Source organism: Pseudoflavonifractor sp. MCC625 (assembly GCF_018784545.1).
Lineage (GTDB): Bacteria > Bacillota > Clostridia > Oscillospirales > Oscillospiraceae > Pseudoflavonifractor_A > Pseudoflavonifractor_A gallinarum.
In genome coordinates, this window is the sequence record NZ_WQOJ01000005.1 from 207,638 (window position 1) to 231,894 (window position 24,257).

At 64.5% G+C, this 24,257-nt stretch carries 23 protein-coding genes and 1 tRNA gene; 13 read left to right on the forward strand and 11 right to left on the reverse strand.

Translation table 11 applies throughout. The features are described 5' to 3' along the window. Positions 1–92: 92 nt before the first annotated feature. The 7 genes from GPK94_RS01510 to GPK94_RS01540 form a co-directional block, all read right to left on the reverse strand. On the reverse strand, positions 93–401 hold the full coding sequence (locus GPK94_RS01510) for a hypothetical protein (protein ID WP_215654080.1): 309 nt from the start codon (positions 399–401) through the stop codon (positions 93–95). A gap of 152 nt (positions 402–553) precedes the next feature. Next, the gene (locus tag GPK94_RS01515) at positions 554–835 is read right to left on the reverse strand and encodes a hypothetical protein (protein ID WP_193538019.1); all 282 of its coding nucleotides are present in this window, start codon (positions 833–835) and stop codon (positions 554–556) included. Between the two features lie 17 nt (positions 836–852). Further along, positions 853–1,749, reverse strand: a complete 897-nt coding sequence (whiA, locus tag GPK94_RS01520; RefSeq protein WP_101692760.1) for a DNA-binding protein WhiA — start codon at positions 1,747–1,749, stop codon at positions 853–855. A gap of 13 nt (positions 1,750–1,762) precedes the next feature. Further along, positions 1,763–2,776 (reverse strand): gluconeogenesis factor YvcK family protein, encoded by a 1,014-nt coding sequence (locus GPK94_RS01525; protein WP_101692759.1) that lies wholly within the window; start codon positions 2,774–2,776, stop codon positions 1,763–1,765. 48 nt (positions 2,777–2,824) lie between these two features. After that, positions 2,825–3,685: an RNase adapter RapZ gene (rapZ, locus tag GPK94_RS01530; RefSeq protein ID WP_101692758.1), complete on the reverse strand. Its 861-nt coding sequence runs from the start codon at positions 3,683–3,685 to the stop codon at positions 2,825–2,827. A 31-nt stretch (positions 3,686–3,716) separates the two neighbouring features. Next, positions 3,717–4,631 carry a UDP-N-acetylmuramate dehydrogenase gene (gene murB, locus GPK94_RS01535; RefSeq protein WP_215654082.1) on the reverse strand — a complete coding sequence of 305 codons (915 nt, stop codon included), beginning with the start codon at positions 4,629–4,631 and terminating at the stop codon, positions 3,717–3,719. 322 nt (positions 4,632–4,953) lie between these two features. Next, positions 4,954–5,027 (reverse strand) — tRNA-Gly (locus GPK94_RS01540). Positions 5,028–5,246: 219 nt separating this feature from the next. Between GPK94_RS01540 and sigG the strand changes: the two genes are divergently transcribed. Continuing rightward, positions 5,247–6,017 (forward strand): RNA polymerase sporulation sigma factor SigG, encoded by a 771-nt coding sequence (gene sigG, locus GPK94_RS01545; protein ID WP_215654085.1) that lies wholly within the window; start codon positions 5,247–5,249, stop codon positions 6,015–6,017. Positions 6,018–6,128: 111 nt separating this feature from the next. On the opposite strand, the gene GPK94_RS01550 is transcribed toward sigG, so the two are convergent. Together GPK94_RS01550 and GPK94_RS01555 are read right to left on the reverse strand one after the other, a co-directional pair. Then, positions 6,129–6,860, reverse strand: a complete 732-nt coding sequence (locus tag GPK94_RS01550; protein WP_215654087.1) for a class I SAM-dependent methyltransferase — start codon at positions 6,858–6,860, stop codon at positions 6,129–6,131. A gap of 36 nt (positions 6,861–6,896) precedes the next feature. Next, a complete protein-coding gene (locus GPK94_RS01555; RefSeq protein WP_215654089.1) occupies positions 6,897–8,843 on the reverse strand; it encodes a bifunctional UDP-sugar hydrolase/5'-nucleotidase in 1,947 nt (648 codons plus the stop codon). A 286-nt stretch (positions 8,844–9,129) separates the two neighbouring features. On the opposite strand from GPK94_RS01555, the gene infC reads away from it, so the two are divergent. Genes infC through rplT form a run of 3 tightly spaced genes read left to right on the forward strand, consistent with a single transcriptional unit; the run spans position 9,130 to position 10,345 of the window. Next, positions 9,130–9,690, forward strand: coding sequence for a translation initiation factor IF-3 (gene infC, locus GPK94_RS01560; protein ID WP_207724933.1), 561 nt, complete (start codon positions 9,130–9,132; stop codon positions 9,688–9,690). Between the two features lie 57 nt (positions 9,691–9,747). After that, complete coding sequence (gene rpmI / locus GPK94_RS01565) at positions 9,748–9,951, forward strand: 50S ribosomal protein L35 (RefSeq protein WP_101692753.1); 204 nt, start codon at positions 9,748–9,750, stop codon at positions 9,949–9,951. A 37-nt stretch (positions 9,952–9,988) separates the two neighbouring features. Further along, complete coding sequence (rplT, locus tag GPK94_RS01570) at positions 9,989–10,345, forward strand: 50S ribosomal protein L20 (RefSeq protein WP_087259349.1); 357 nt, start codon at positions 9,989–9,991, stop codon at positions 10,343–10,345. Between the two features lie 62 nt (positions 10,346–10,407). Here the strand turns inward: rplT and GPK94_RS01575 are convergent, their stop codons facing one another. After that, positions 10,408–10,935: a ferritin family protein gene (locus GPK94_RS01575; protein WP_186963721.1), complete on the reverse strand. Its 528-nt coding sequence runs from the start codon at positions 10,933–10,935 to the stop codon at positions 10,408–10,410. Between the two features lie 139 nt (positions 10,936–11,074). On the opposite strand from GPK94_RS01575, the gene GPK94_RS01580 reads away from it, so the two are divergent. From GPK94_RS01580 to GPK94_RS01595, 4 genes are all read left to right on the forward strand, one after another. Beyond that, positions 11,075–11,824, forward strand: coding sequence for a hemolysin III family protein (locus tag GPK94_RS01580; protein ID WP_101693954.1), 750 nt, complete (start codon positions 11,075–11,077; stop codon positions 11,822–11,824). Positions 11,825–11,938: 114 nt separating this feature from the next. After that, entirely contained in the window at positions 11,939–12,808 is an 870-nt protein-coding gene (locus GPK94_RS01585; RefSeq protein WP_186963722.1) for an NAD(P)-dependent oxidoreductase, read from the forward strand. Between the two features lie 211 nt (positions 12,809–13,019). After that, positions 13,020–14,921, forward strand: a complete 1,902-nt coding sequence (locus GPK94_RS01590; RefSeq protein ID WP_215654092.1) for an LTA synthase family protein — start codon at positions 13,020–13,022, stop codon at positions 14,919–14,921. Between the two features lie 318 nt (positions 14,922–15,239). Further along, a complete protein-coding gene (locus GPK94_RS01595) occupies positions 15,240–16,004 on the forward strand; it encodes a GH25 family lysozyme (RefSeq protein ID WP_346727968.1) in 765 nt (254 codons plus the stop codon). A gap of 63 nt (positions 16,005–16,067) precedes the next feature. Here the strand turns inward: GPK94_RS01595 and GPK94_RS01600 are convergent, their stop codons facing one another. Further along, positions 16,068–16,577, reverse strand: coding sequence for a hypothetical protein (locus GPK94_RS01600; protein ID WP_215654094.1), 510 nt, complete (start codon positions 16,575–16,577; stop codon positions 16,068–16,070). 336 nt (positions 16,578–16,913) lie between these two features. Here GPK94_RS01600 and GPK94_RS01605 point away from each other — a divergent pair, with 336 nt between their 5' ends. The 5 genes from GPK94_RS01605 to GPK94_RS01625 all read left to right on the forward strand — a co-directional run bounded on the left by GPK94_RS01605 (position 16,914) and on the right by GPK94_RS01625 (position 24,133). Next, positions 16,914–19,850 carry an acyl-CoA dehydratase activase gene (locus tag GPK94_RS01605; protein ID WP_215654096.1) on the forward strand — a complete coding sequence of 979 codons (2,937 nt, stop codon included), beginning with the start codon at positions 16,914–16,916 and terminating at the stop codon, positions 19,848–19,850. 28 nt (positions 19,851–19,878) lie between these two features. After that, positions 19,879–21,198, forward strand: a complete 1,320-nt coding sequence (locus tag GPK94_RS01610) for a 2-hydroxyacyl-CoA dehydratase (protein ID WP_101692747.1) — start codon at positions 19,879–19,881, stop codon at positions 21,196–21,198. A 1-nt stretch (position 21,199) separates the two neighbouring features. Beyond that, a complete protein-coding gene (locus tag GPK94_RS01615) occupies positions 21,200–21,733 on the forward strand; it encodes a GNAT family N-acetyltransferase (RefSeq protein ID WP_101692746.1) in 534 nt (177 codons plus the stop codon). 188 nt (positions 21,734–21,921) lie between these two features. Beyond that, positions 21,922–23,280 (forward strand): MATE family efflux transporter, encoded by a 1,359-nt coding sequence (locus GPK94_RS01620; protein ID WP_235964289.1) that lies wholly within the window; start codon positions 21,922–21,924, stop codon positions 23,278–23,280. Between the two features lie 37 nt (positions 23,281–23,317). Further along, positions 23,318–24,133: a hypothetical protein gene (locus tag GPK94_RS01625; protein WP_215654098.1), complete on the forward strand. Its 816-nt coding sequence runs from the start codon at positions 23,318–23,320 to the stop codon at positions 24,131–24,133. The last annotated feature ends 124 nt before the right edge of the window (positions 24,134–24,257 follow it).

A 24,257-nucleotide genomic window follows, 5' to 3' on the forward strand; every position in this document is an offset into this window, starting at 1 on the left:
GATCTGATCTGTATGCGTGTGGGGACAAACGGGCGGTCCGGAGGCCCGTCTCTACGGTCTGTTGTCGGGGGCGGCCCCGACGCCCCTTTCTCTTACCGCTCCCGGCGGGAGGGCAAAGGTCTTTCCGGGTCCAGGATGGCTCCGCAGCGGGGGCAGCGCCGGAGCGGGGCGGAAACGCCGCCCCGGTATGCCCTTGCCCGGCTGCCGCAGTTGGGACAGCGCTCTCCCCCGCCCAGGGCCAGCATGCCGCCCGCCAGCAGGAGGACCATGCACCCCAGGACCAGGATTCCGCCGGGCAGCGCTCGGTGTTCCATCCAGAGCCCACCCGCGATCATCCCCGCCAGGCACACCCCTCCCCAGAGGGCCATGTGCCGCCGGAGCCATGCGCGAAACGGTTTCATCCCTTCTCCCCCGCTTTCTCGTTTCCGGTGCTCCCCCGGCTGGGGGGCTATATCCTTGCTTCCTCTACGGTCTGCGTGTGGGGGCAAACGGGCGGTCCAGAGGCCCGCCCCTACGGTCTCTTGTAGGGGGCGGCGTCCCCGACGCCCCTTTCTTATTTCGGCTTCACGATGCTGCCGCAGTTGGGGCAGCGGTACTGCTCCGTCTGTCCGGGCAGCTGGTCGGTGGGGGTGCGCAGGGTGGCCCGGCACAGGGGGCAGGTCTTCCGCCGCACGCCGCCCTGGATGCCGAAGGCCAGGCACAGCACGCCCGCCACATAGCAGACCAGGGCGACGGCCTGGGCCGGCAGGGCGGTCTGGCTCACCGCGCCCAGCAGCAGCAGGACGATCCCTCCTGCCAGCACCGCCATCTGGCGGCCGGATGGTGTTCTCTGCATGGGTGTTCCTCCTTCCGTTATGCCTTCCCCAGCTCCATCAGCTTGCGCAGCCGGTGGTTGAGGCAGGACTTGGTCACCGGCGGGTCCAGGGCCTCGGCCAGCTGGGAGAGGGTGAGCTCCGGATGGGCAAGGCGGACCTCCGCCGTGGCGCGCAGCTTGGGGGGGAGCTCGTCCAGCATCCCCCGCTCCTCCAGCCGGTGGATGGCCTCGATCTGCTCCTGGGCGGCCTCCACCGCCTTGTCCAGGTTGGCCGCGTCGCAGTTCACCCGGCGGTTGACGCCCCCCACCACCGCCTTCTCCGCCTTGGCGTTCATCACGGCCATGGCCGAGAGGGGCGCGCCGATGCCGGTGAGGAAGTCCTCGATGGTCTCGCTCTGTTTGAAATAGGTGATGTAGTGGGACTTGCGGGTGGTCTCCTTGGGGAAGAAGCCCGCCTCCCGCAGCAGGGCGCTCATCTCCCGGCTCACGTTGTAGTGGGAGGTGGCCAGCTCCAGGTGGTAGCGCTTGGTGGGGTCGGTCACCGATCCCCCCGCCAGAAAGGCCCCCCGGAAGAAGGCGGTGCGGCAGTGCTCCTCCTCCAACACGGCGAAATTGATGTGGTGGGCCAGGGTCTCCCCGGGGTCGTAGCCGAATACCTCGCAGATGGCGGAGAGCTTGTCCGCATCCTGAATGGCGAAGATGTACTTTCCCCGGTGCTCCGGCTCGGTCTGGCGGTCAAAGCGGAGCTTGAAGGCCTTCTTGAAGAGGGCCGGAAGCCGCCGGGCAAACTCCTCGGATTCGGTGACGATCCGGGCCCCGGCGGCGGAAAACTGATTGCAGAAGAGCAGCACCCCGTAGGCTTCCGCCTGGGCGCAGCAGCGGCGGGAGAGCTCATTCCGGCACAGCTCCCCCTTGGTCTCCGATGCGAAGGACATGGCCGCTCCCCCCTTAAAAGATCCGGGTGTGGGCCCGCTCTTCGTAGATCTCCATCACCGCCTGAGCCAGACGGGTCACCGAGTGGCGGGCGTAGTTGGAGGTCTCGGAGGAGACCGGACGGGTGACCAGCTCCACCCCCAGGGCCTCGATGGCCTCCTTGTCCACGGTGATGGGGATGGCGTCCTCCTCCCGGTAGCGCTCCAGAAGGCCGGGCCGCACCGGGGCGGAGTTGCACAGGCACAGGTCCACCAGCCCCGGGCCGGAGTGGTCCAGGAGGGCGGCCACGTGGTCGGAGGCCGTCATCCCCTCGGTCTCGCCGTCCTGGGTCATGATGTTGCAGATGTAGAGCTTGAGGGCCTTGGAGCGGCACACCGCCTCGGCGATCCCGTCCACCAGCAGGTTGGGGATCACGCTGGTGTAGAGGCTCCCCGGCCCCAGGAGGATGAGCTCGGCCTCCTCAATGGCCTCCACCGCCGCAGGCAGGGCGGCCGGACGCTCGGGCAGGAGCCGGACGCTGCGGATGCGGCAGTCCTGCTCCTTCTTGAATTGGAAGATCTTGGACTCCCCCACCACGGAGGTGCCGTTTTCGAAGGTGGCCTCCAGCTGCACGTTCTCGTTGGTCACCGGGAGGATGCGCCCCGAGATGGCCAGTACCTCGCTCATACGGGCCACCGCCTCGTCGAAGGAGGGGTAGATCCCGTTGAGGGCGGCCAGGATGAGGTTGCCGAAGGACTGCCCGGTCAGCCGCCCCGAGCCGCTGGGAAAGCGGTAGCTGAGCAGCTGCTCCATCACCGGCTCGGCGTTGGCCAGGGCCTCCATGCAGTGGCGGATGTCCCCCGGAGGCGGCATACCCAGGTCCTCCCGCAGCACCCCCGAGCCGCCGCCGTCGTCGGCCACGGTGACGATGGCCGTGAGATTGCGGGTATGTAGCTTCAGGCCGCGCAGCATGGTGGACAGTCCCGTCCCCCCGCCGATGGCCACGATCTTGGGGCCGCGGCCCACTTCACAGCAATTCCGTTCTGTCATGTACGATTCCTCCGCGCTGAATGGGTGGGGCCTGCCCCACGGCAAGCCTTATGCCCGGGTCATGTCCCGGTGGTTCTCGCTGGCGTCATAGCCCTTCTGGCGAATGAACTCGGCCAGGGCCCGGGTGACGGCCACCGAGCGGTGCTGTCCGCCGGTGCAGCCCACGGCGATGACCAGCACGGTCTTTCCCTCGGCCACGTACTGGGGCAGGAGGAAGTTCATCAGGTTCTCCAGATGGGTCATGAAGTCCCGGGTCTGTTGGTAGTGGAACACGAAGGAGCGCACCGGCTCGTCCAGTCCGGTCTGGGTGCGCAGCTCCGCGATGTAATAGGGGTTGGGCAGGAAGCGCACGTCAAAGACCAGGTCGGCCTCGATGGGGATGCCGTACTTGAAGCCGAAGGAGATGACGTTGATGCTCATGGCGTGGGGGACCTGCCCGTCTCCGAAGAGGCGCAGCACCTCCCCCCGCAGCTTGGCGGTGGAGAGGGCGGTGGTGTCGATGATGTACTCGGCCCGCTGCCGCACCGGCTGGAGGGCGTCCCGCTCCTCCTGGACGGCCTGGGCCAGGGACCGCCCGTCCCGGGAGAGGGGGTGGATGCGCCTGGTCTCCTTGTAGCGCTTGATGATGGCCTCGGGGGCGGCCTCCACGAAGAGGATCTTGTACACGCACCCCATCTCCTTCAGGGCGCTCAGGGCCTCAAAGAGGTCGTCAAAGGTGTGTCCGCCCCGGATGTCGGTCACCAGGGCCACCCGCTGATACTTGCCCTGTCCCGCCATGCACAGCTCGGCAAACTTGGGGATGAGCGGGGCGGGCATGTTGTCCACCACGTAAAATCCCATGTCCTCGATAAAGGACGCCGTCTTGCTCTTTCCCGCTCCGGACAGGCCGGAAATGATCACAAATTCCATCCCTCTTGCTCCTCTCTCCCGCGGGGACCGCTCAGATCCCCAGGGTACGAACCTCCATCTCCAGCGTCACGCCGGTCTCCCGGAAGACGGTCTCCCGGATGTGGGCGGTCAGATCCATCACGTCGGCGCAGGTGGCCCCGCCCCGGTTGATGACAAAGCCCGCGTGCTTCTCCGACACCTGGGCGCCCCCCACGCGCTTGCCCTTCAGGCCGCAGCGCTCGATGAGGGCGGCGGCAAAGTGCCCCTCGGGCCGCTTGAAGGTACTCCCCGCGCTGGGGTACTCCAGGGGCTGCTTCTCCCGGCGGCGGGCGGCCAGGTCCTCCATCTTGGCGCGGATGTCGCCCCGCTCCCCCCACTCCAGGCGGAAGACGCCGCCCAGGATCAGACGCGTGCCGTCGGAAAAGGCGCTGTGCCGGTAGGAGAAGCCCTGCTCCTCCCCCACCACGGCGCAGATGGTCCCCTCCGGCGTGAGGACCCGGGTCTCCTGGGCGACCTGACACATCTCGCCGCCGTAGGCCCCTGCGTTCATCATCAGGGCGCCTCCCACGGTGCCGGGGATACCGTGGGCAAACTCCAGCCCGGTGAGGCCGTGCTCCAGGGCAAAGTTGGCCAGCCGGGAGAGCAGCACCCCGCTTCCGGCCCGGATGACCTCCCCCTCCACCGAGAGATGGTCCATCCCGTCAAAGGTCTTGAGGATCAGGCCCTCATACCCGGTGTCCGACACCAGAAGGTTGGAGCCGTTGCCCATGAAAAAGGGCTCGATCCCATGGGCGCGGGCCGCCTGGACCACGCCCGCGGCCTCCTCCTCACTGCGGGGTAGCGCCATCAGCCGGGCGGGCCCCCCGATGCGAAACGAGGTGTGCCGCTCCATCGGCTCCCGCTCCCGCAGCTCCATGCCGGGAAACCTCTCTCTGAGTGCCTGAATCAATGCGGAATAAACGTCCATGGAAACCTCCAAACGATCGATCCTCTGACCGCCGCCGCCCGGGATTTCCCCGTTGGCCCGGCCAGTCTATAACTCTTATTATAACAGCTTTTTCCATAGATTAGAATAGGCCCGCCCCAAATCCCCCCATCACAGAGAAAGACCGCGGGAAGCCCCTGTCAGAAGGCTCCCCGCGGTGTTGGGTCCTGGAAGGAGGGCCGGCAGGCGGCAGGACCCGCTGCAAGCGGTCCGCCGGGCGGCCCTGAAAGCATCATACCGCGGCGCCAGGGCCGTTCGATATGGAAAAAAAGTCGGAGCAAGCACTTGCACGCTTGCCCCGACATGGAGCAGGTGACGGGAATCGAACCCGCGTGTTCAGCTTGGGAAGCTGACATTCTACCATTGAACTACACCTGCATCTTGGTTACTGACTCGGATATTATAGCACGCCCCATCCGGTTTGGCAAGTGATTTTTTTCCAGATGGTCCCGGCTTTTTGGCCCGCTCCCCTTTCCTGCGCAAAATCCATCGAATCGGGTCCCACAATAAAAAATATCCCCCCGGCCTTCCGGTATGTTCCTTCTCTGCCCGGAAATACTGAGGAACAGACCGTTTCTGCACAGGAGGGACCGCGCAATGATAGGAAAAGTGGAAATCTGCGGCGTCAATACGTCCAAGCTCAAGGTCCTCAAAAATGAGGAGACCATGGCGCTGCTGAAACAGGCCAAGGCCGGAGACGCGGAAGCCCGGGAGGCCCTGATCTCCGGCAATCTCCGGCTGGTCCTCTCGGTCATTCAGAAATTTTCCGGCCGCGGCGAAAACGTGGACGATCTCTTTCAGGTGGGGTGCATCGGCCTCATCAAGGCCATCGACAACTTCAATACCGACCTGGACGTGCGCTTCTCCACCTACGGCGTGCCCATGATCGTGGGGGAGATCCGCCGCTATCTCCGGGACAACAGCGCCGTGCGGGTCTCCCGCTCCATGCGGGACACCGCCTACAAGGTCTTGCAGGTCAAGGAGGCCTTCCTCTCCCAGCACCAGCGGGAGCCCTCCATCGAGGAGATCGCCAAGGCCCTGGACGTGCGCCGGGAGGAGATCATCTTCGCCCTGGACGCCATCGTGGACCCGGTCTCCCTCTACGAGCCGGTCTACTCCGACGGCGGGGACGCCATCTGCGTCATGGACCAGGTGCGGGACTCCAAAAACACCGACGAGAACTGGCTGGAGCACATCGCCCTCAAGGAGGCCATGGCCCAGCTCTCCGACCGGGAGCGGCACATCCTCAACCTGCGCTTTTTCGAGGGGCGGACCCAGATGGAGGTCTCCACCGAGGTGGGCATCTCCCAGGCCCAGGTCTCCCGCCTGGAGAAAAACGCCATCAAGCAGCTGCGCAAAAATATGTAAGCGCTTCTCCAAATCCGCGCATTTTGGATCGGAGGCTCAGGCCGCCGCATGCGCTCGCTGACACTAAGGGCGCTCCGGTATGATCACCGGAGCGCCCCCATTCTCTTTCTATTACATTCTTCTTCCCCGCACTAGCAGCATCATGGGGCGGCGCAGCTCGTCCGCCATGCCCGGCACGTCCATCAGGGCGGGATCGGGCCGGGGCTCCACCACCCGCTCCAGCGTAAAGCCGGTCTCCAGCAGCGTGTTGAGCCAGTCGGTCAGGGTGTGGTGGTATTTCACCACCTCACAGCCCAGGAAATGGGCGGTGCGCTTCCCCTCGGTAAAGTACCGGTCCACCGGCCAGTGGAGCGGCCGGCCGTTCCCATCGCAGTACCAGTCCTGGCTTCCCTCTGCGGTAAAGATCGGGTGCTCGCAGGAGAACACGAACACTCCGCCCGGTACCAGCAGGTCGTGGACCTTCTGAAAGACCGGCCGCAGGTCGTCCACGTAGTGCAGGGCCAGCGAGCTGAGGGCCACATCAAAGGAGCCCGCCTCCCCCTCCAGGTCCTCCATGGCCGCCCGGCGGTAGGTGATGCGGGGGTCCTGGGTCATTTCCCTGGCCCGCTCCAGCATTTTCTCCGAGAGGTCGGTCCCCAGCACCGACCGGGCCCCCTGCTCCGCGGCATAGCGGCAGTGCCACCCGAACCCGCAGCCCAGGTCCAGCACCCGCTTGTCCGTGAAATCGGGCATGAGCTTTTTCAGCTCGTGCCACTCGCCGGCCGCCCGCAGCCCCTCCACGGAGCGGGGAAAGCGGCTGTATGCTTCAAAAAATGTCTCGTTGTCGTAGTGGTTTTCTTTCATGGTTTCACCTTATTCTATGCGGTCCATCCGGTGCGCTTACCCCCGGTAGGGCCGGTATCCGTTCCCCCGGCCCCGTCCTTTCCCGTAGGCCCGGCGTTTTCTCCGGCCCCCGCTGGAGACCACCAGCAGCACCAGGATCACCAGGCCCAGCACCACGCCGTACACGGTCAGACCCACCTGGTTGGGGGAGCGGAGCAGGTCCACCGGGTTCCAGGAGGGGATCACCTGCTTGCGCCCCTCGGGGGCGGCATAGCGCTCGTCCACCGTCCCCATGGACCGGAGGTAGGAGGCCAGAGCGTACCACTCCTTCACCTCCGCGCCGCTGGCGTTGTGGATGATGCGCGCCTCCAGGTCCTCCACCGGCGCGCCGTTCTCGTCCCGGGGGGTGATGCCCAGGATGCCGAAGGACTGGCCGTTGACCGTCCCCAGCATCTGCCCGCAGTAGAGCCCCGTCACCACCCGGTAGAGCCGGTCATCCTCGATGGGTACCCGGGTCCCGTCCTCCAGCACCTGCCAGCAGTCGGTGACCTTGTTGAAGATCAGCCGGTGGGGGTTGAGGCTCCAGCCCATCCCCGCGCCGTAGAGCTGGGCCTCCGGCATCAGGGGCGTGACCGAGGCGTCCACCTCGAAGGCGTCCTTCAGCTCATGCCCGTACAGGTAGGCCGAGATGAGGGGATAGCCCGGCGTCCCGTCCGCCCCGATCCCCAGGGAGGACACCTGGAAGGCGTCCGCCGTGGTGATGGGCCCCGGGGTGAAGGAGCTGCGGATCACGCCCTCGGCCACCACGGCGAAGTCCACCGGTACATAGTCCGCCCCCTCGGCCTTCTTCACCGCATAGAGATAGGAGTCGGCAATCAGGTTGCCCAGAGGTTCCTCCTGCTGCGCCTCTCCAAAGGTCTGGATGGCGGGAAAGGACCAGGGATTTTGGGCCAGCACCTGGTCGTACCCCAGGCCGTAGTCCCGCAGATATCCCTCTTCCACCTTTCGCTGAAAGACCTCGGCCATGGCCACCATCTCCGGGTCCTCGGGCACGGTCTCGTCCACCGGGAGGAGGGTGTAGTCCACCAGCTCCAGCCCGCCGTTCTCGTTCCGCTCCACCGTCAGCCGGCCCAGGTTGGCCGTGTCCGCCCCGCAGGAGACGATGAGGGTGTCCCCCACCCGGATGGGCTCCTCCAGGGTGGTGTGGGTGTGGCCCGAGAGGATCACGTCGATCCCGTCCACCTTCCGGGCCAGCTCGTAGTCCTCCCCCTTGCCGTTGTCCGTGCCGCTGTGGGAGAGGCAGACGATGAAGTCGGCCTCCTCCCTGGCCTGGATCTCCTGCACCACCCGCTGGGCGGCCTGGGCCGCCGGCTCAAACTCCATGCCGGACATGGGCGCGTTGGAGTCGGCCTCCTCCCCCATCACGCCGAACACCGCGATGCGCAGGGGGTCCCCGTCGGCGGAGCGGCCCCGCTCGATGACGGTATAGTCGGTGACGCCGTAGTTCTCCCAGGCCGCCCAGCTCTCGGTGTCGCTCTCCGGGGGGCGGTAGTTGGCCTCCACGATGGCGGGGAGGGTCTCCCCGCTCTCCACCGCCGCGTTCAGCATGGCCGCAAGCCCTCCGGCGCGGTAGTCGAACTCGTGGTTTCCAAAGGTGGTGGCGTCATACCGCATTTCCCCCAGGGCCCGCAGCTCGGGGGCGTCGGTGGAGTAGATGGTCTGGAGCAGGGACCCCATGGAAAAGTCCCCCGCGTCCAGGGTCACCAGGGCCTGGCCCTCCCCGCTGGGAAAGGCCTCCCGCTCCTGCCGGAGCAGGGTGGCCAGGCGGGTGTATCCCCCATATGCTCCCCCCTCCGACTCGGTGGGGTACCAGTGGTCGTGGGTGTCGTGGGTAAACAGGATGCGCAGGGTATCGCGCTCCCCCTGGGCCTGGGCGGGGGCAGCGCTCCCTGCCAGCACCGCGCCCAGCAGCACCAGGACCGGAATGCACCGGACTCCTCTCATTTCCAGTATCCTCCCTTTTTTCTGTCTTTCCTGGTCTCATTATGCCATAACCTGCACAAAAAGGGAAGGGCCCCGGCCCGCACTCTTTGGGAAGTCTCTTTTCGCATTTTCCCGTTGACAAGCGCCTTGAATCCTGCTATACTAATCAGGCACAATAAAGCAGAACGGTCCCCGTCCTCACCTCCAGCACAGAGCGAAGAGGTTGATAGCGTTGCAGAACACGCCGGAATTCCGGCGGTGTTTTTCGTGCGATTGCGGGTACCGGGCTGGTAGCCGCTTTTTTGTTTTGCTTATTGAGAATGGGAGGTGCTGTCGTATCAGCAACAAGGGTCATCAAATCAACGAAGAAATCCGCGACAAGGAAGTCCGTCTGGTCTCTGCCACCGGCGAGCAGCTTGGTATCATGTCTGCCCGGGAGGCGCTGGAGAAGGCCATGGAGGCCGATCTGGACCTGGTGAAGATTTCCCCCACCGCCGTCCCCCCCGTCTGCAAGCTCATGGACTACGGTAAGTTCAAGTTCGAGCAGACCAAGCGGGAGAAGGAAGCCAAGAAGAATCAGCGCGTCGTGGAGATCAAGGAAGTCCGCATGTCTCCCAGCATTGACGTGAATGACTTCAACGTCAAGCTGCGCAACGCTCAGAAGTTCCTGGGCGAGGGCAACCGCGTCAAGGTCACCGTCCGCTTCCGCGGCCGTGAGATGGCGCATACGGACATCGGCAAGAATCTGCTGGTGAAATTCGCGGAGGAGTGCGGCGAGGTCGCCACGTTGGATAAGGAGCCCAAGCTGGACGGACGGCACATGTCCATCTTCCTCTCCCCCAAGACCGCGAAGGAGACCAAGAAGTAAGAGGGCTTCCTTCTTACCTGTATCCTGGATATTGTTAAAGTAAAGGAGATCACTACCATGCCTAAGCTGAAAACCCACAGCGGCGCGAAGAAGAGATTCAACCTCACCAAGACCGGCAAGGTCAAGCGCGCCCACGCCAACAAGCGTCACCTGCTCAACGGTCACGGCAAGACCACCAAGCTGAAGAGAGGCCTCCGTGCCGGCGCTTACGCGGACAAGACCAACGAGCCCGCCATCAAGCGTCTGATCCCTTATAAATAAGAACTTTTTACTCATTGATATAGGAGGCTAATCTACAATGGCTAGAGTTAAAGGCGCGATGATGACGCGCAAGAGAAGAAATAAGACCCTGAAGCTGGCGAAGGGCTACTTTGGCGCGAAGTCCAAGCACTTCAAGATGGCCAAGGAGCAGGTCATGAAGTCCCTGGTGTACGCTTACACCGGCCGCCGTCTGAAGAAGCGCGACTTCCGTCAGCTCTGGATCGCCCGCATCTCCGCCGGCTGCAAGCAGAACGGCATGAACTACTCCACCTTCATGAACGGCCTGAAGAAGGCCGGTGTGGAGATCAACCGCAAGATGCTCTCCGAGCTGGCCATCCACGACAAGGCTGCTTTCACCCAGCTGACCGAGCTGGCCAAGAGCAAGCTGGCCTAAGATTCGATCGAAAAACCGGAACTCCGTCTGGAGTTCCGGTTTTTTGTTTGTCTGTCTCCCGATTACCTGCGCCGGTCCATGTGCTCCTGCCACCGCTGGCGGAAGAGCTCCAGATGGCACCGCTCATCGGCCAGAATCCGCCGCAGATTGGCCCGCACGTTCTCGTCCCCGATCCAGCGGGCCTGGTTCTCGTAGATCCGGATGGAGGCCTCCTCCGCCCGGACGGCGGCCTGCAATAAGGGACCCATCATCCGGTTATACTGATTGTACTCGGGCGACCACCAGACCCGCCGGCCCCGCTGTACGCTCCACAGGCGGGGCTCGCCCCCCAGCTGCACCGCCAGCGCCCCGAAGATCTCCAGGTGGTGGAGCTCCACCATGGCCACCTCGTGGAAGGTCTGGGCCAGCGCCTCCTCCCCGGCGCACACCAGCTGGTCATACAGATACAGGGACGCCGCGGACATCTCGGACGTCCCGCCCCCCATGTTGCTCAGCATGGCCCGGGCATAGCGGAGGTTTCTGCCCTCCACCCGGATCTCCGGATAGGGCTCCGGCGCGCGGAAGGCCGCGGCCACGCAGATCATTTCCATCGGTACCCCTCCCTTCCTTAAATCTAATTTTAAATATTATATCTCACTCTCCTGTTGACTATTTCTTGCGATGCGTGTTATACTAACCATAGCAGAGGCGGTGTACGCCTTTCAATCTATGCGTGATCGGGTGACTTTTATGAACCATGAACATATCCTGCCTGGCGATTCCTCCAAGCTCTACTACCACCCCGCTCCCCGCCGGAAGCGGATCTCTGAACAGGGCCGGGACCCCTACGACGGCCTGCGCCCCTGGTCGGCCATCACCCACGGTGCGGGCGCCCTGCTGGGCGTGGTGGGCACCGTGGCTCTCCTCCTGCGCGCCTGGGCCCTGGGTCTGGACGCCTGGCATGTGGTGTCCTTTCTGATCTACGGGCTGTCCATGATTGGGCTCTATACGGCCAGTACCCTCTACCACTGCGTCAACACCAGCGTCAAGGGCCGCATCGCCCTGCGCAAATACGACCACACCTCCATCTATCTCCTCATCGCCGGGTCCTATACCCCCATCTGTCTGGTCCCCCTGCGGACCTACGGTCTCTGGGGCTGGGTCCTCTTCGGGGTGATCTGGGCGCTGGCCCTGGCGGGCTTCGCGCTGGCGGTGGCCTGGATCGACGCCCCCCGCTGGGTGACCTCCGGGCTGTGCCTCTTCATGGGGTGGATGGCGCTGGTGGCCCTGGTCCCCCTCACCCAGGTGCTCCCCGCCGCCGGATTTTTCTGGCTCCTGGCGGGCGGTGTGCTCTACTCAGTGGGCGGCGTGCTCTACGCGGTCAAGTGGCCCGGCCGGAACAACCCCCGCTTCGGCTGTCACGAGATCTTCCACGTGTTCATCCTGCTGGGCAGCGTCTGCCACTTTATCCTCATGTACCAGGTGGTCGCTTTCCTCTAAGTTGATCCTGCACCAAGGCCGCAGTCCGATGGACTGCGGCCTTTTCCTTCCGGTTGACAGACCGGACCGGGAGGCACTATACTGAATACAAACTCATCCAAGGAGGTCCTCCCTATGGCACATATCGCATGGATCGGCGCCGGTGTGATGGGACGCCCCATGGCCGGCCATCTGGCCGCCCACGGACACAGCGTTTCCGTCTATACCCGCCGTTTTGAAACCCTCTCTGAAGTGGCGGCCCAGTATCATCTGACCCCCTGCTCCACCATCGCCCAGGCGGTCCAGGATGCCGACGCCATCTTTGTCATGGTCGGCTATCCCCGCGACGTGGAGGAGGTTTTTACCGGCGCGGAGGGCATCTTTGCCCACGCCAAGCCCGGCGCGCTGGCCATCGACATGACCACCTCCTCCCCCGCGCTGGCCCAGCGGCTCCACGCCCTGGGAAAGGAGCGGGGCATCCGCGTGCTGGACGCCCCGGTCTCGGGCGGAGACAGCGGCGCCCGCAACGCCTCCCTCTCCATCATGGTGGGGGGCGACGAGGCCGACTTTGAGGCGGCCGCCCCCTTCTTCGCCTGCATGGGCAAGAGCATCCACTACATGGGCCCCGCCGGGGCCGGACAGCACACCAAGGCCGCCAACCAGATCGCCGTGGCAGGGGCCACCGCCGCCTATACCGAGGCGCTGGTCTACGCCCAGCAGGTGGGGCTGGATCCCCAGGCCATGCTCCAGGCCATCGGCGGCGGAGCGGCGGGCTCCTGGCAGATCGCCAATATGGCCCCCCGGGTGCTCAAGGGCGATTTCGCCCCCGGCTTTTTCATCAAGCACTTCATCAAGGACATGCGCATCGTCCAGGAGGAGTGCCGCAGCCGCGGCGTGGACCTGGAGATGCTCAACACCGTCTGCGCCCTCTATGAGAAGATGGCGGAGGACGGCTTGGAGAACGAGGGGACCCAGGCTCTGATCCAATATTACCAGTCCCGCTGAACACTTCTCAAACATGCAGTCTTTTCTTGCGGAGACGCAGTTTGCCCCGGCCCGGATCAGGAAACCGGGCCGGGGCTTTTTTCGGGCGTTTCTGGGTGCTTTTTCTGTTTTTGTGTCTCTTTGCCATTGACAAATGCCATTTCCTCCGCCTACAATGGGAAAATACTTGCTCAAACGCGATATTCCAGCCAGAAAGGATCGGATGTGCCCCGTGACCCGTGATCGTATGCTCCGCTTCTGGCGGGGACCGTGGAGACGCAATCCATGGCTCCGCCTTCCCGTCATCGGCTTTGCCCCGCTGCTCCTCCTCTACCTGTGCCAGCTCATCACCTTACAGGGCGCACCAGAGGCCGCGGCCTGGATGGACAGCCATGTGCAGGCCGTCTTTTTTACATACTGCTTTCTCTTTTTGCTCCAGCAGCTGCTCCTGCTTCTGACCCGGCGCTTCTTCGCGGCGGCGGCCATGCTCACGCTGCCCCTGCTCCTCTTCTCCATCGCCAACCACTTGAAGGAGGTCCTCAACGGCGCCCCCATCCTGGCCAGCGACCTGGCCATGACCGGGCAGGCCGGGCAGATCGCCGGATTTCTCCGTCCCGGGATGGAGCTGGGTACGGCCACCTGGCAGGGGATCGGGCTTGCCCTCCTCCTGCTGGTGCTGGCCTTTCTCTTCTCCAAGGGGGAGCCCTCCCCCCGCTGGAACCGGCTCCCCCACCGCCTGGGCTGCCTGGCCCTGACCCTCTCCCTGCTGGGCAATCTCCTGTGGATGCCCCCTTCCCGCGCCCTCCTCTCCGGCCCCGAGGGGGAGAGCCAGGGGGAGCGCAACCAGCGCCTGGGCCTGCTCTCCGGCATGTACAGCGCCCTGTGCGAGAGCGCCATGGAGGCCCCCGACGCCTACACCGAGAACAACCTCAACCGCATCCTCCTCCAGCTGGAGGCTGCCCAGGAGCCCGCCGACCCCCAGGCCCAGCAGCCCAACATCATCCTCATCCTGTCGGAGAGCTTCTTCGACATCACCGCCCTCCCCGGCATCACCTTTGCGGAGGACCCCATCCCCAACTTCCACGCCCTCCAGCAGGAGGCTGCCGGGGGGACCTTCCTCTCCTCCGCCTATGCGGGGGGCACCGGGAATGTGGAGATGGAGCTCTTCACCGGCGTCCCCTCCGCCTTCCCCGGCGCGTCGGAGAGCCTCACTACCCTCAGCGACCGCACCGCCTACGCCCGTCTCCCCTCTCTGGTCAAGGCCCTGGAAGGGCAGGGCTATGAGACCGCCATGGTGCACTCCTACAACGACAGCCTCTACAACCGCGCCTCCAACCTGCCCGCCATCGGCTTCGACCAGCTGGTGTACGATGAGGACTTCACCGTGGAGCCCCGGTATGCGGGCGGCTACCTCTCAGACGACACCCTGGCCGACCAGCTCCTTACCCTCTTCGGGGAGAAGGGGGACGCCCCCCTCTTCCTCTACGGTCTGACCATGGAGAACCACCAGCCCTATTACGACGGGAAATTTTCCTCCCCCTCCGGGATAGACTATACCTGTCCCAGTCTGACCGGCGCCGACCTGGGGGCCCTGGACTCCCTGATCCACGGTCTCCACGACGCCGACGCCATGCTGGGCAAGCTGGTGGACGCCCTGGAGGACTGCGGAGAGCCCGTCCTCCTGGTCTTCCTGGGGGACCACCTGCCCGGGCTCTCTCTGGGCACTTCGGACTCCATCTACTCCAAGCTGGGCTACTCCTCCTCCCCCAACACCGAGGACTGGGACACCCAGGAGCTCTTCCGGATGCACCAGACCTCCTATGTGGTGTGGAACAACTACGGCGCGGAGCTGGAGGCCCCCGACCTGGTGAGCGTCTCGGGTATGGGAACCCAGATCCTGGACTGGGCGGGGCTCTGGAAGCCCCTCTGGTTCACCTGGGTGGACCAGGCCGGTGAGGACATGCTGCTCTACCGGGAGCGGCTCTTCGTGGACGGCGCGGGGACAGCCTACGCCGCTCCGCCCGAGGAGAGCGCGGAGACCGTCTCCATCTACCGCTCCCTGGTCTACGACATCCTCTACGGGGAACACTATATCGCGGAGGAGCTCACCTGCTACACCCCTGAGCGGGAATAAATTCCATCCCCCGGCCCTTGCCAAAGGGAGCGCGCTGCGCTTCTCAAAAATGCAAGCATTTTTTCGAGGGGGATGCAGTCCGCCGCGCGCACTCGCTGACGCTCGCACACTTGCAGCCTGAGCAGAGTGTTTTCCGACGTACATGCCGCCGGAAAACACGATTTGATCCTCTTCCGCCGTCTGCGGACGGCGGAACTCTGCGAGGCTTTTTCATCAAATCTCACAGAAATACCATTTATTGACCGTCTGCGGGACCACAGCCCGCTATGATAGGGGAGAAGCGCAAGCAACCCAACCGAACAGGAGGCTCGTTTTCCGGTGCGCATTGTGAAATCTGTTTTTCGTATCCTGCTGCGGCTCATTCTCATTGCGGCCGCTCTGGCCGCCCTGGCCGCGCTCACCCTGGCCTTTCTCCGCTGGCGGGGCTACATCCTCCTGCCGGACGAGGTCCATCCCCCCGAGTGGCAGGTCTTCGGCGTGGATGTGTCCACCTACCAAGGGGAGGTGGACTGGACCTCCCTGGCCGGGCAGGGGGTGGACTTCGCCTTCATCAAGGCCACCGAGGGCAGCGGCCTGAAGGACGTGCGCTTTGCGGAGAACTGGAGCGGCTCCCAGGCCGCCGGCATCCGCCCCGGGGCCTACCATTTCTTCAGCTACGACAGCCCCGGCGAGACCCAGGCCCAGAATTTCATCGAGACCGTGCCGGTGACGCCGGGCTCCCTCCCCCCGGTGGTGGACATCGAGTTTTACGGCTCCTATCTGGATGAGCCGGCCGACGCCGCTTCCACCAAGGCCATTCTGGACCCCCTCCTGGAGGCGCTGGAGGAGCACTACGGCGTCAAGCCCATCCTCTACGCCACCTACCGCTCCTACCAGCTCTACCTCTCCGGGCGGGAGTATCAGGACTACCCCCTCTGGATCAGCAGTCCCCTGGTGGCCCCCCTGCTCCACGACTGGGACTTCTGGCAGTACAGCCACGCCGCCCGGCTGGAGGGCTATCAGGGCCGGGAGCAGCGCATTGACCTGAACGTCTTCCGTGGCAGCCGGAAGGTCTTCGATGCCTTTGGTATCCCTGCCGCATAATATCCCACACGCAGAAAACGGCCCTCCGGCAACAAGCCGGAGGGCCGTTCTTATTGGCCGCTCTTATTTGAACTGGATCTGCACGGAACCCTCGTCTACGTAGACGCTGCCTTCCCATCCCGACTCCTGCGCGTCTCCGTACACGGCCACCCCTTCCTGGGGATTGAGGGTGTACTCATAGACATGGGCCTGGTCGCCCTCTCCCGGGAGGAGCACCGTGGTCTCCGTCTGGGCCTCTGTCACCACGTCCACCGACCGGTGCGCGCCCCAGTCCATCCAGCGGGAGATCTGCCGGGCCCCGGAGTAGATGGAGGCCGCCAGCAGGACGCACAGCACCGCGCCCACCGTCCACCGGGTCCGCCGGTCCGGCCGGCGCCGCTGGTCCGACACGCCGCACAGCCGCGCCGCCAGCTCCTCCGGCGTGCCCCACTGCTCCATCAGGCGCGCCTCTCCCTCCGCCCCCGCTTCCGCCAGGGTGCGCTCGTAATAGGTCACCAGGCGCTCGGCCTCCGCCCGATCCACCCGGAGGATCAGGGCATTCCACAGCCCCTGCAAATAGGCTTCCTTCGTCATATTTCGTTTCCTCCCGCTGTCCTGTGGTTGTTCGGTGCTATCATATAATATCCCCGGCCCACAGACAAGGCTCCCTTCTTTAAAATCGGATTAAAAATGTCCCTGGACCCAAACGCCTGTCCGGATTTGCCGCCTTGTCGACCAGCCCCTCTCCCACCCGGTTATCTTTGTCTATCCTGCACAATTCCAAATTCATTTCCAACACCGGAACATCCTGTATTCCCGCTTTTAGGGGTTGTAAAATGAAAAATTTTGTACTATTATGTAAGTTACGTGTATTTCATATTTTCCGAGCGGGGCCGGTCCGGCCCTGGGAACATGAAGGAGATTTCGGCTATGAGCCTGCGCATCGGCATTGATATCGGCTCCACCACCGTCAAGGTCGTGGTGCTGGATGAATCCAACAAACTGCTCTTCCGTTCTTATGAGCGGCACTACTCCAAGACCCGCGAGCGGGCCTGCGAGACCCTCCACTCCATCGAGGATCGATTCCGGGGCCAGCAGGTCAAGCTGGTCATCACCGGCTCGGCCGGCCTGGGCGTGGCCAAGGCCAGCAACATCGATTTCGTGCAGGAGGTCTACGCCACCGCCGCCGCCGTCCGGGAGTACTACCCCGCCACCGACGCCGTCATCGAGCTGGGCGGCGAGGACGCCAAGATCATCTTCTTCGGCGGCGCCCTGGAGGAGCGCATGAACGGCTCCTGTGCCGGTGGAACGGGTGCCTTCATCGACCAGATGGCCACCCTGATGAACGTCACCGCAGACGAGCTGGACCGGCTCTCCCTCCAGCATGAGAAGATCTACCCCATCGCCTCCCGCTGCGGCGTGTTTGCCAAGACCGACATCCAGCCCATCCTCAACCAGGGCGGGCGGAAGGAGGACGTGGCCGCCTCCATCTTCCAGGCCGTCGTGGACCAGACCGTGGCCGGCCTGACCCAGGGCCGGGAGCTCAAGGGGACCATCGTCTTCCTGGGCGGCCCCCTGCACTTCCTCATGGGCCTGCGGGAGCGCTTTGTGGAGACCCTCCACCTGGACGGGGAGCACGCCATCTTCCCCGAGGACGGCGACTGCTTCGCCGCCATCGGCGCGGCCCTCTGTGCCGACGAGTACCGGGAGCGCCCCTTTGAGGAGGTCCTCAAGCTGCTGGAGGAGAGCGTGGACGCCAAGACCACCGTGGACACCATGCCCCCCCTCTTCACCAGTGAGGCCGACTACGCCGCCTTCCTGGAGCGCCACAACGCCAACCACCCGCCCAAGGCCGACCTGGAGACCTACGCCGGACCCGCGTGGCTGGGCATCGACGCCGGCTCCACCACCACCAAGATGACCCTCATCACGGCGGACGGCGGACTGCTCTACACCTACTACCACTCCAACCAGGGCAACCCCGTGGCCATCGTGCTGGAGCAGCTGCGCAAGCTCTACGAGCTGTGCGGGGACCGCATCCAGATCAAGGGCGCGGCGGTCACCGGCTACGGCGAGGCCCTCATCCAGAACGCCTTCCGCTGCGACCTGGGCCTGGTGGAGACGGTGGCCCACTACAAGGCCGCCGCCCACTTCAACCCCGACGTGGACTTCATCATCGACATCGGCGGCCAGGACATGAAGTGCTTCAAGATCCGCAACGGCGCGGTGGACTCCATCATGCTCAACGAGGCCTGCTCCTCCGGCTGCGGCTCCTTTATCGAGACCTTCGCCAAGGCCCTGGGGTATGACATCGCCTCCTTCTCCAAGCTGGGGCTCTTCTCCCCCCGGCCGGTGAACCTGGGCTCCCGGTGCACCGTGTTCATGAACTCCTCCGTGAAACAGGCACAGAAGGACGGCGCCAGCGTGGAGGACATCAGCGCGGGACTGTCCATCTCCATCGTGAAGAACGCGGTCTACAAGGTCATCCGGGCCGCCTCGGCCGACGACCTGGGCCGCCACATCGTGGTGCAGGGCGGTACCTTCCTGAACGACGCCGTGCTCCGGGCCTTTGAGCAGGAGCTGGGCCGGGACGTGACCCGTCCCACCATCGCGGGCCTCATGGGGGCCTTCGGCGCGGCCCTGGCCGCCCGGGACCTCCATCTGGAGCGCTCCACCCTCTTGACCCGGGAGGATCTGGAGTCCTTTACCCACACCGCCAAGCCCGTCACCTGCGGCCTGTGCACCAACCACTGCTCCCTCACCGTCAACCAGTTTGACGGCGGACGCAAGTTCATCTCGGGCAACCGCTGCTCCCGCCCCCTGGGCAAGGAGAAGACCCAGCTGCCCGACCTGATGAATTTCAAGTACAAGAAGCTCCGCTCCCTCCAGGGCATGGGCGAGGGGGACGGCTCCCGGGGCCGCATCGGCATCCCCTTCGGCCTGAATATGTACGAGAACCTCCCCTTCTGGTTCACCTTCTTCACCAAGCTGAACTTTGAGGTGGTCCTCTCCCCCGAGTCCTCCCGCAAGCTCTACCTGAAGGGCCAGCGCACCATCCCCTCGGACACGGTGTGCTACCCCGCCAAGCTCCTCCACGGCCATGTGGAGGCCCTGGTGGAGGAGGGGGTGGACGCCATCTGGTACCCCTGCATGTCCTACAACAACGACGAGGGCATCGGCGACAACCACTACAACTGCCCCGTGGTGGCCTACTACCCGGAGCTGCTGGCCGCCAACGTGCCCTCTCTGAAGAAGACCCGCTTCCTGGACCCCTATGTGGGCCTGTGGCGGCACAAGGACTTCATCAAGCGGATCTCCGCCCTCATGGAGCGGGAGTTCCAGATCCCCAAGCGGGAGACCCGCATGGCCGCCCAGGCGGCCTACACCGCCTACGAGAACTACCTGGACGTGGTGCGGGAGACCGGCAAGGAGTACATCGAGTACGCCCGGGCCCACGACATGCCCATCCTGGTCATGTGCGGCCGCCCCTACCACATCGACCCGGAGATCAACCACGGCATCAACGACCTCATCACCTCCTTCGGCTTCGTCCTGGTCACCGAGGACGCTCTGAGCTATCTGGAGGGCTACGCCCCCCGGAAGGTGCTCAACCAGTGGACCTTCCAGAGCCGGATGTACAACGCCGCCCGCTATGTGTGCACCCAGGACGACATGCAGGCCATCCAGCTGGTCTCCTTCGGCTGCGGCACCGACGCCATCACCACCGACGAGCTGCGGGACATCCTGGAGGAGGGCGGCAAGCTCTACACCCAGCTCAAGATCGACGACATCAGCAACCTGGGCGCTGTGACCATCCGCATCCGTTCCCTGATGGCCGCCATCGAGGCCCGGAAGGCCCGGCAGTGAACCTCACCCCATCGAAAGGAAGCAAGCTATGGCTGAATTAGTATACGATAAGACCGGGCGGCTCCTCTTCACCAAGGAGATGAAAGAGGAGTACACCCTCCTCATGCCCCAGATGCTCCCCGTCCACTTCGGCATGATGGCCCGCCTGCTGGAGCGGGAGGGCTTCAAGGTGGAGACCCTCAACACCTCCGGCAAGAGCATCGTGGACGCCGGACAGAAGTACGTCCACAACGACACCTGCTACCCCGCCCTCCTGGTCATCGGCCAGCTCATCGACGCCATCCAGAGCGGGCGGTACGACGTACACAAGGTGGCCCTCCTCATCACCCAGACGGGCGGCGGCTGCCGGGCCTCCAACTACATCCATCTGCTGCGCAAGGCCCTCAAGAAGGCGGGGCTGGAGTTCGTCCCCGTGGTGTCGGTCAACCTCTCCGGCCTGGAGAAGAACCCCGGCTTCCAGCTGACCCTCCCCTTCATCCGCAAGGCGGTGTTCGCCATGATGTACGGCGACATCATCGTGCAGACCTCCAACCAGGTCCGCCCCTACGAGGTCACCGCCGGGCAGACCGACGCGGCCATCGAGTCCTGTATGCAGCGCCTGCTGGACGGCATGGACCAGGGCAAGGGCCTCTCCTACCCCCAGATGTGCGAGAACTTCAAGTGGATCGTCCAGACCTTCCGGGACATCCCCGTCCAGGGGGAGCCCAAGGTCCGTGTGGGCGTGGTCGGCGAGATCTACATCAAGTACTCCCCCCTGGGCAACAACAATCTGGAGCAGTTCCTCCTCTCCGAGGGGGCCGAGCCTGTGGTGCCCGGCCTCACCGACTTCATCATCTTCAAGATCAACAACCGTGAGGTGGACGTGGACCTCTACGGCGGCAAGTGGATCAAGAAGAAGGTGTGCGAGCTCTTTGAGAACTATGTGAAGAAGTGCCAGCGGGCCATGATCGCCGCCATGAGCGCGGGCGGCTTCCGGGCGCCGGGCACCTTTGACGACCTGCGCCGCCTCATCCGGGGCTATCTGGGCGAGGGCAACAAGATGGGCGAGGGCTGGCTCCTCACCGCCGAGATGCTGGAGCTCATCCACTCCGGCACCCCCAACATCGTGTGCACCCAGCCCTTCGGATGCCTGCCCAACCACATCGTGGGCAAGGGCATGATCCGCAAGCTGAAGGACGACTATCCCCTGTCCAACATCGTGGCCATCGACTACGACCCGGGCGCCACCAAGATCAACCAGGAGAACCGCATCAAGCTCATGCTGGCCAACGCCCGGGCCCTGGCCAAGGAGGCCGATTCGGCTTCTCACGCCCCGGCCGGGGAAGAGCGGGTACCCGTGGAGGCCTAAGATGGATGAGCTGCACTTTGTGGACGCCTGCACGGAGGAGCACTTCCGTGCCATGAGCGCCATCCATGCCCGGGGCTGGCACGACACCTACCCCGGCTATGTCCCCGAGGACTACCTGCGGGACGTCATCACCGAGGACCACTGGGTCCCCATCTTTCGGGAGGACCACCGCACCGGGAAGTGCCACGGACTGCTCCTCTACCGGGGAGACACCCCGGTGGCCTGCTGCAATTACGGCCCCGCCCGGCTCTCTCTGCCCAGAGACGCGGCCTATTCCGGCTGGGGCGAGGTGTGCTCCTTCTATGCCGAGCCCGCCGAGATCGGCCGGGGCTACGGCTCCATGCTGATGGAGGAGACCCTCCGCCGCCTGAAGGCGGACGGTTTCGCCTCCTGCTTCGTGCTGGTGCTGGAGGAGAACGCCCGGGCCCGCCGGTTCTATGCCCGCCACGGCTTCGCCTGGGACGGCACCCACAAGGACATCCCCTTCCCCCACGACATGATCTGTGTGGACCTGCGGTATACCAGAACCCTGTAAGGGGCCTTCCCGGTTGACTTTTCCTTCCTTTTCCCTTATAATAAACGTGTAAGTTTAAATACTGGCTGTGCTGATTTTGCCCCGTCGTCCCCCCGCACAGCCTGTGACAGAAGCCGGACAGCGGGTTTTCCCATGGAAAGCCCGCTGTTTTTGTCCATCTGTCCCCCAATGGAAAGGAGGATTCCCCCTTGTCTCCCAGCGAAAACAAGATGGGCGTCATGCCCGTCCGTCCCCTGCTGCTCACCATGTCCTGGCCCATGATGCTCTCCATGCTGGTCCAGGCCCTCTACAACATGGTGGACAGCATGTTTGTGGCCCAGCTCAACAGCGATGCCTTCGTGGCCCTCTCCCTGGTCTTTCCGGTGCAGAGCCTGATCACCGCCATCCAGGCCGGTACCGGCGTGGGCGTGAACACCATGCTCTCCCGCCGTCTGGGCCAGAAGCGGCCCGAGGAGGCCAGCGCCGTGGCCTGCCACGGCTATTTCCTCTACTTCCTGTGCTGGGTGGTCTTTCTCACCCTGGGCATGCTCTTTGCCCGTCCCTTTATGGAGCTCTACTCCGATGTGCCCCGGGTCATCGAGTACGGCGTGACTTACCTGCGCATCGTGGTGCTGTTCTCCCTGGGTTCCTGCATGCAGTTTGCCGCCGAGCGGGTCCTCCAGGCCAGCGGCAACTCCATCGGCCCCATGGTGATCCAGGGCGTGGGGGCCATCGTCAATCTGATCCTGGACCCCATTTTGATCTTTGGCCTGCTGGGCTTCCCCCGTCTGGAGGTGGCCGGCGCGGCCATCGCCACCGGTCTGGGCCAGGTGGTGGGCATGGTCATCGGCCTGGTCATGGTGGCACGCAGCCCCATCGTCCACGTCTCCTTCCGGGGCTTCCGCCCCCAGGGGGCCATCGTGGCCGACATCTACCGCATCGGACTGCCCGCCATCGTGATGCAGTCCCTCTTCACCATCATGACCCTGGGAACCAACAAGATCCTGGCCCTCTTCTCGGATACCGGCGTCTTCATCATGGGGGCCTATTTCAAGGTGCAGTCCTTCGTGTTCATGCCCATCTTCGGCATGAACAACGGCCTCACCCCCATCGTCAGCTACAACTACGGGGCCAAGCGCCCCGACCGCATCCGGGAGGCCATCCATTTCGCCCTGCTGATCGGCGGAGGTATCATGCTGCTGGGAACGGCGGTCTTCCTCCTCTTCCCCGGGGCGCTGCTGGGCTTCTTTGACGCCGACGCCGCCACTCTGGCCGCCGGCATTCCCGCCCTGCGCATCCTGTGCCTCTCCTTCCTCCCCGCCGGGATCTCCATCCTGCTCAGCTCGGCCTTCCAGGCCCTGGGCGTGCCCTCCCTCAGCCTGGGCCTGAGCCTGCTGCGGCAGGTCATCCTGATCTTCCCCCTGGCCCTCCTGCTGGGCCTTGCGGCGGGCGCAGGGGCGGTCTGGTACGCCTTTGTCATCGCCGAGGCCCTCCCCTGTATCGGCGCGCTGGTGCTGTATCGCTGGTTTTCCAAGACCAAGATCGACGCGATCTCCTGCCAGCCGTAACACCTGTCTCTTCTTGGATTGTGAGGTTGATTTGTACTTGCGTCATTCCCTTCTCTGCCTGAGCGCCTCCCTGCTCCTGCTCACCTCCTGCGCCGCGCCCACCCCTCAGAGCAGCTTCCCGGCGGCGTCCTCTCCGTCCGCCCCAGCCCAGGACGCTCCCCTGACCGCGGAGACCCTGGACGGGTGCGCCGTCTCCGATCTGGAGACCTTTCTCGCCCTGGACGGCCCCGGCGCCCTCCTGCTGGGCCAGGTCCCCGAGGCCGGACTCACCCTCTACGGGCTCAACCCGGGCCTGGGGGGCGGGGTGATCCTCCGGCAGGAGGAGGACCTCTTCCCCTTTGACCAGCGCTTTCTCCCCGACGAATCGCCCCGCCTCCCCGATCTGTGGTGGGCGGACTTTGACGGGGACGGCTCCTCGGAGCTGGCCGTCAACTATCTGACCTTAAACACCACCGACCAGCACATCTTTGAGCTGCATCTCTACCGCCCGGAGGAGGACGGCTGGACCGACACCGCCCTCCGGGCCGAGGACTGGGTGTCCACCCTGGAGGACACCGTCGGCTATCAGTTCGACCCCATCTCGGGCGGGGTGTCCCTGACCGCGGAGGAGAGCTCCCTCCTCTACTATCTGGAGGATCTGCCCGACCCCGACCCGGCCCAGCCCCTTACCTTCCAGGGGCAGACCTATTTCCGGGAGGAGGACGGACGCATCACCGCGGTCTTCGGCATCGGCCTGCGCCTGTCCGGCGAGGAGGAGCCCTTCTACTTCGCCCGGCTCCTGGCCGACGTGACCTATGACGGTGCCTCCTTCTCCCTGTCCCGCTTCACGCTGGAACCCAGCTACGGCGTATAAGTCTGTACGATATCCATCCCCCTCTGCCCCTCCGGGCGGAGGGGGATATGTCTTTATATGACATTGGCGTTTTTCCCACTCTATGGGCACTTTTGCTGTCCTTTCTCCCGCATTCCCCTCTTTA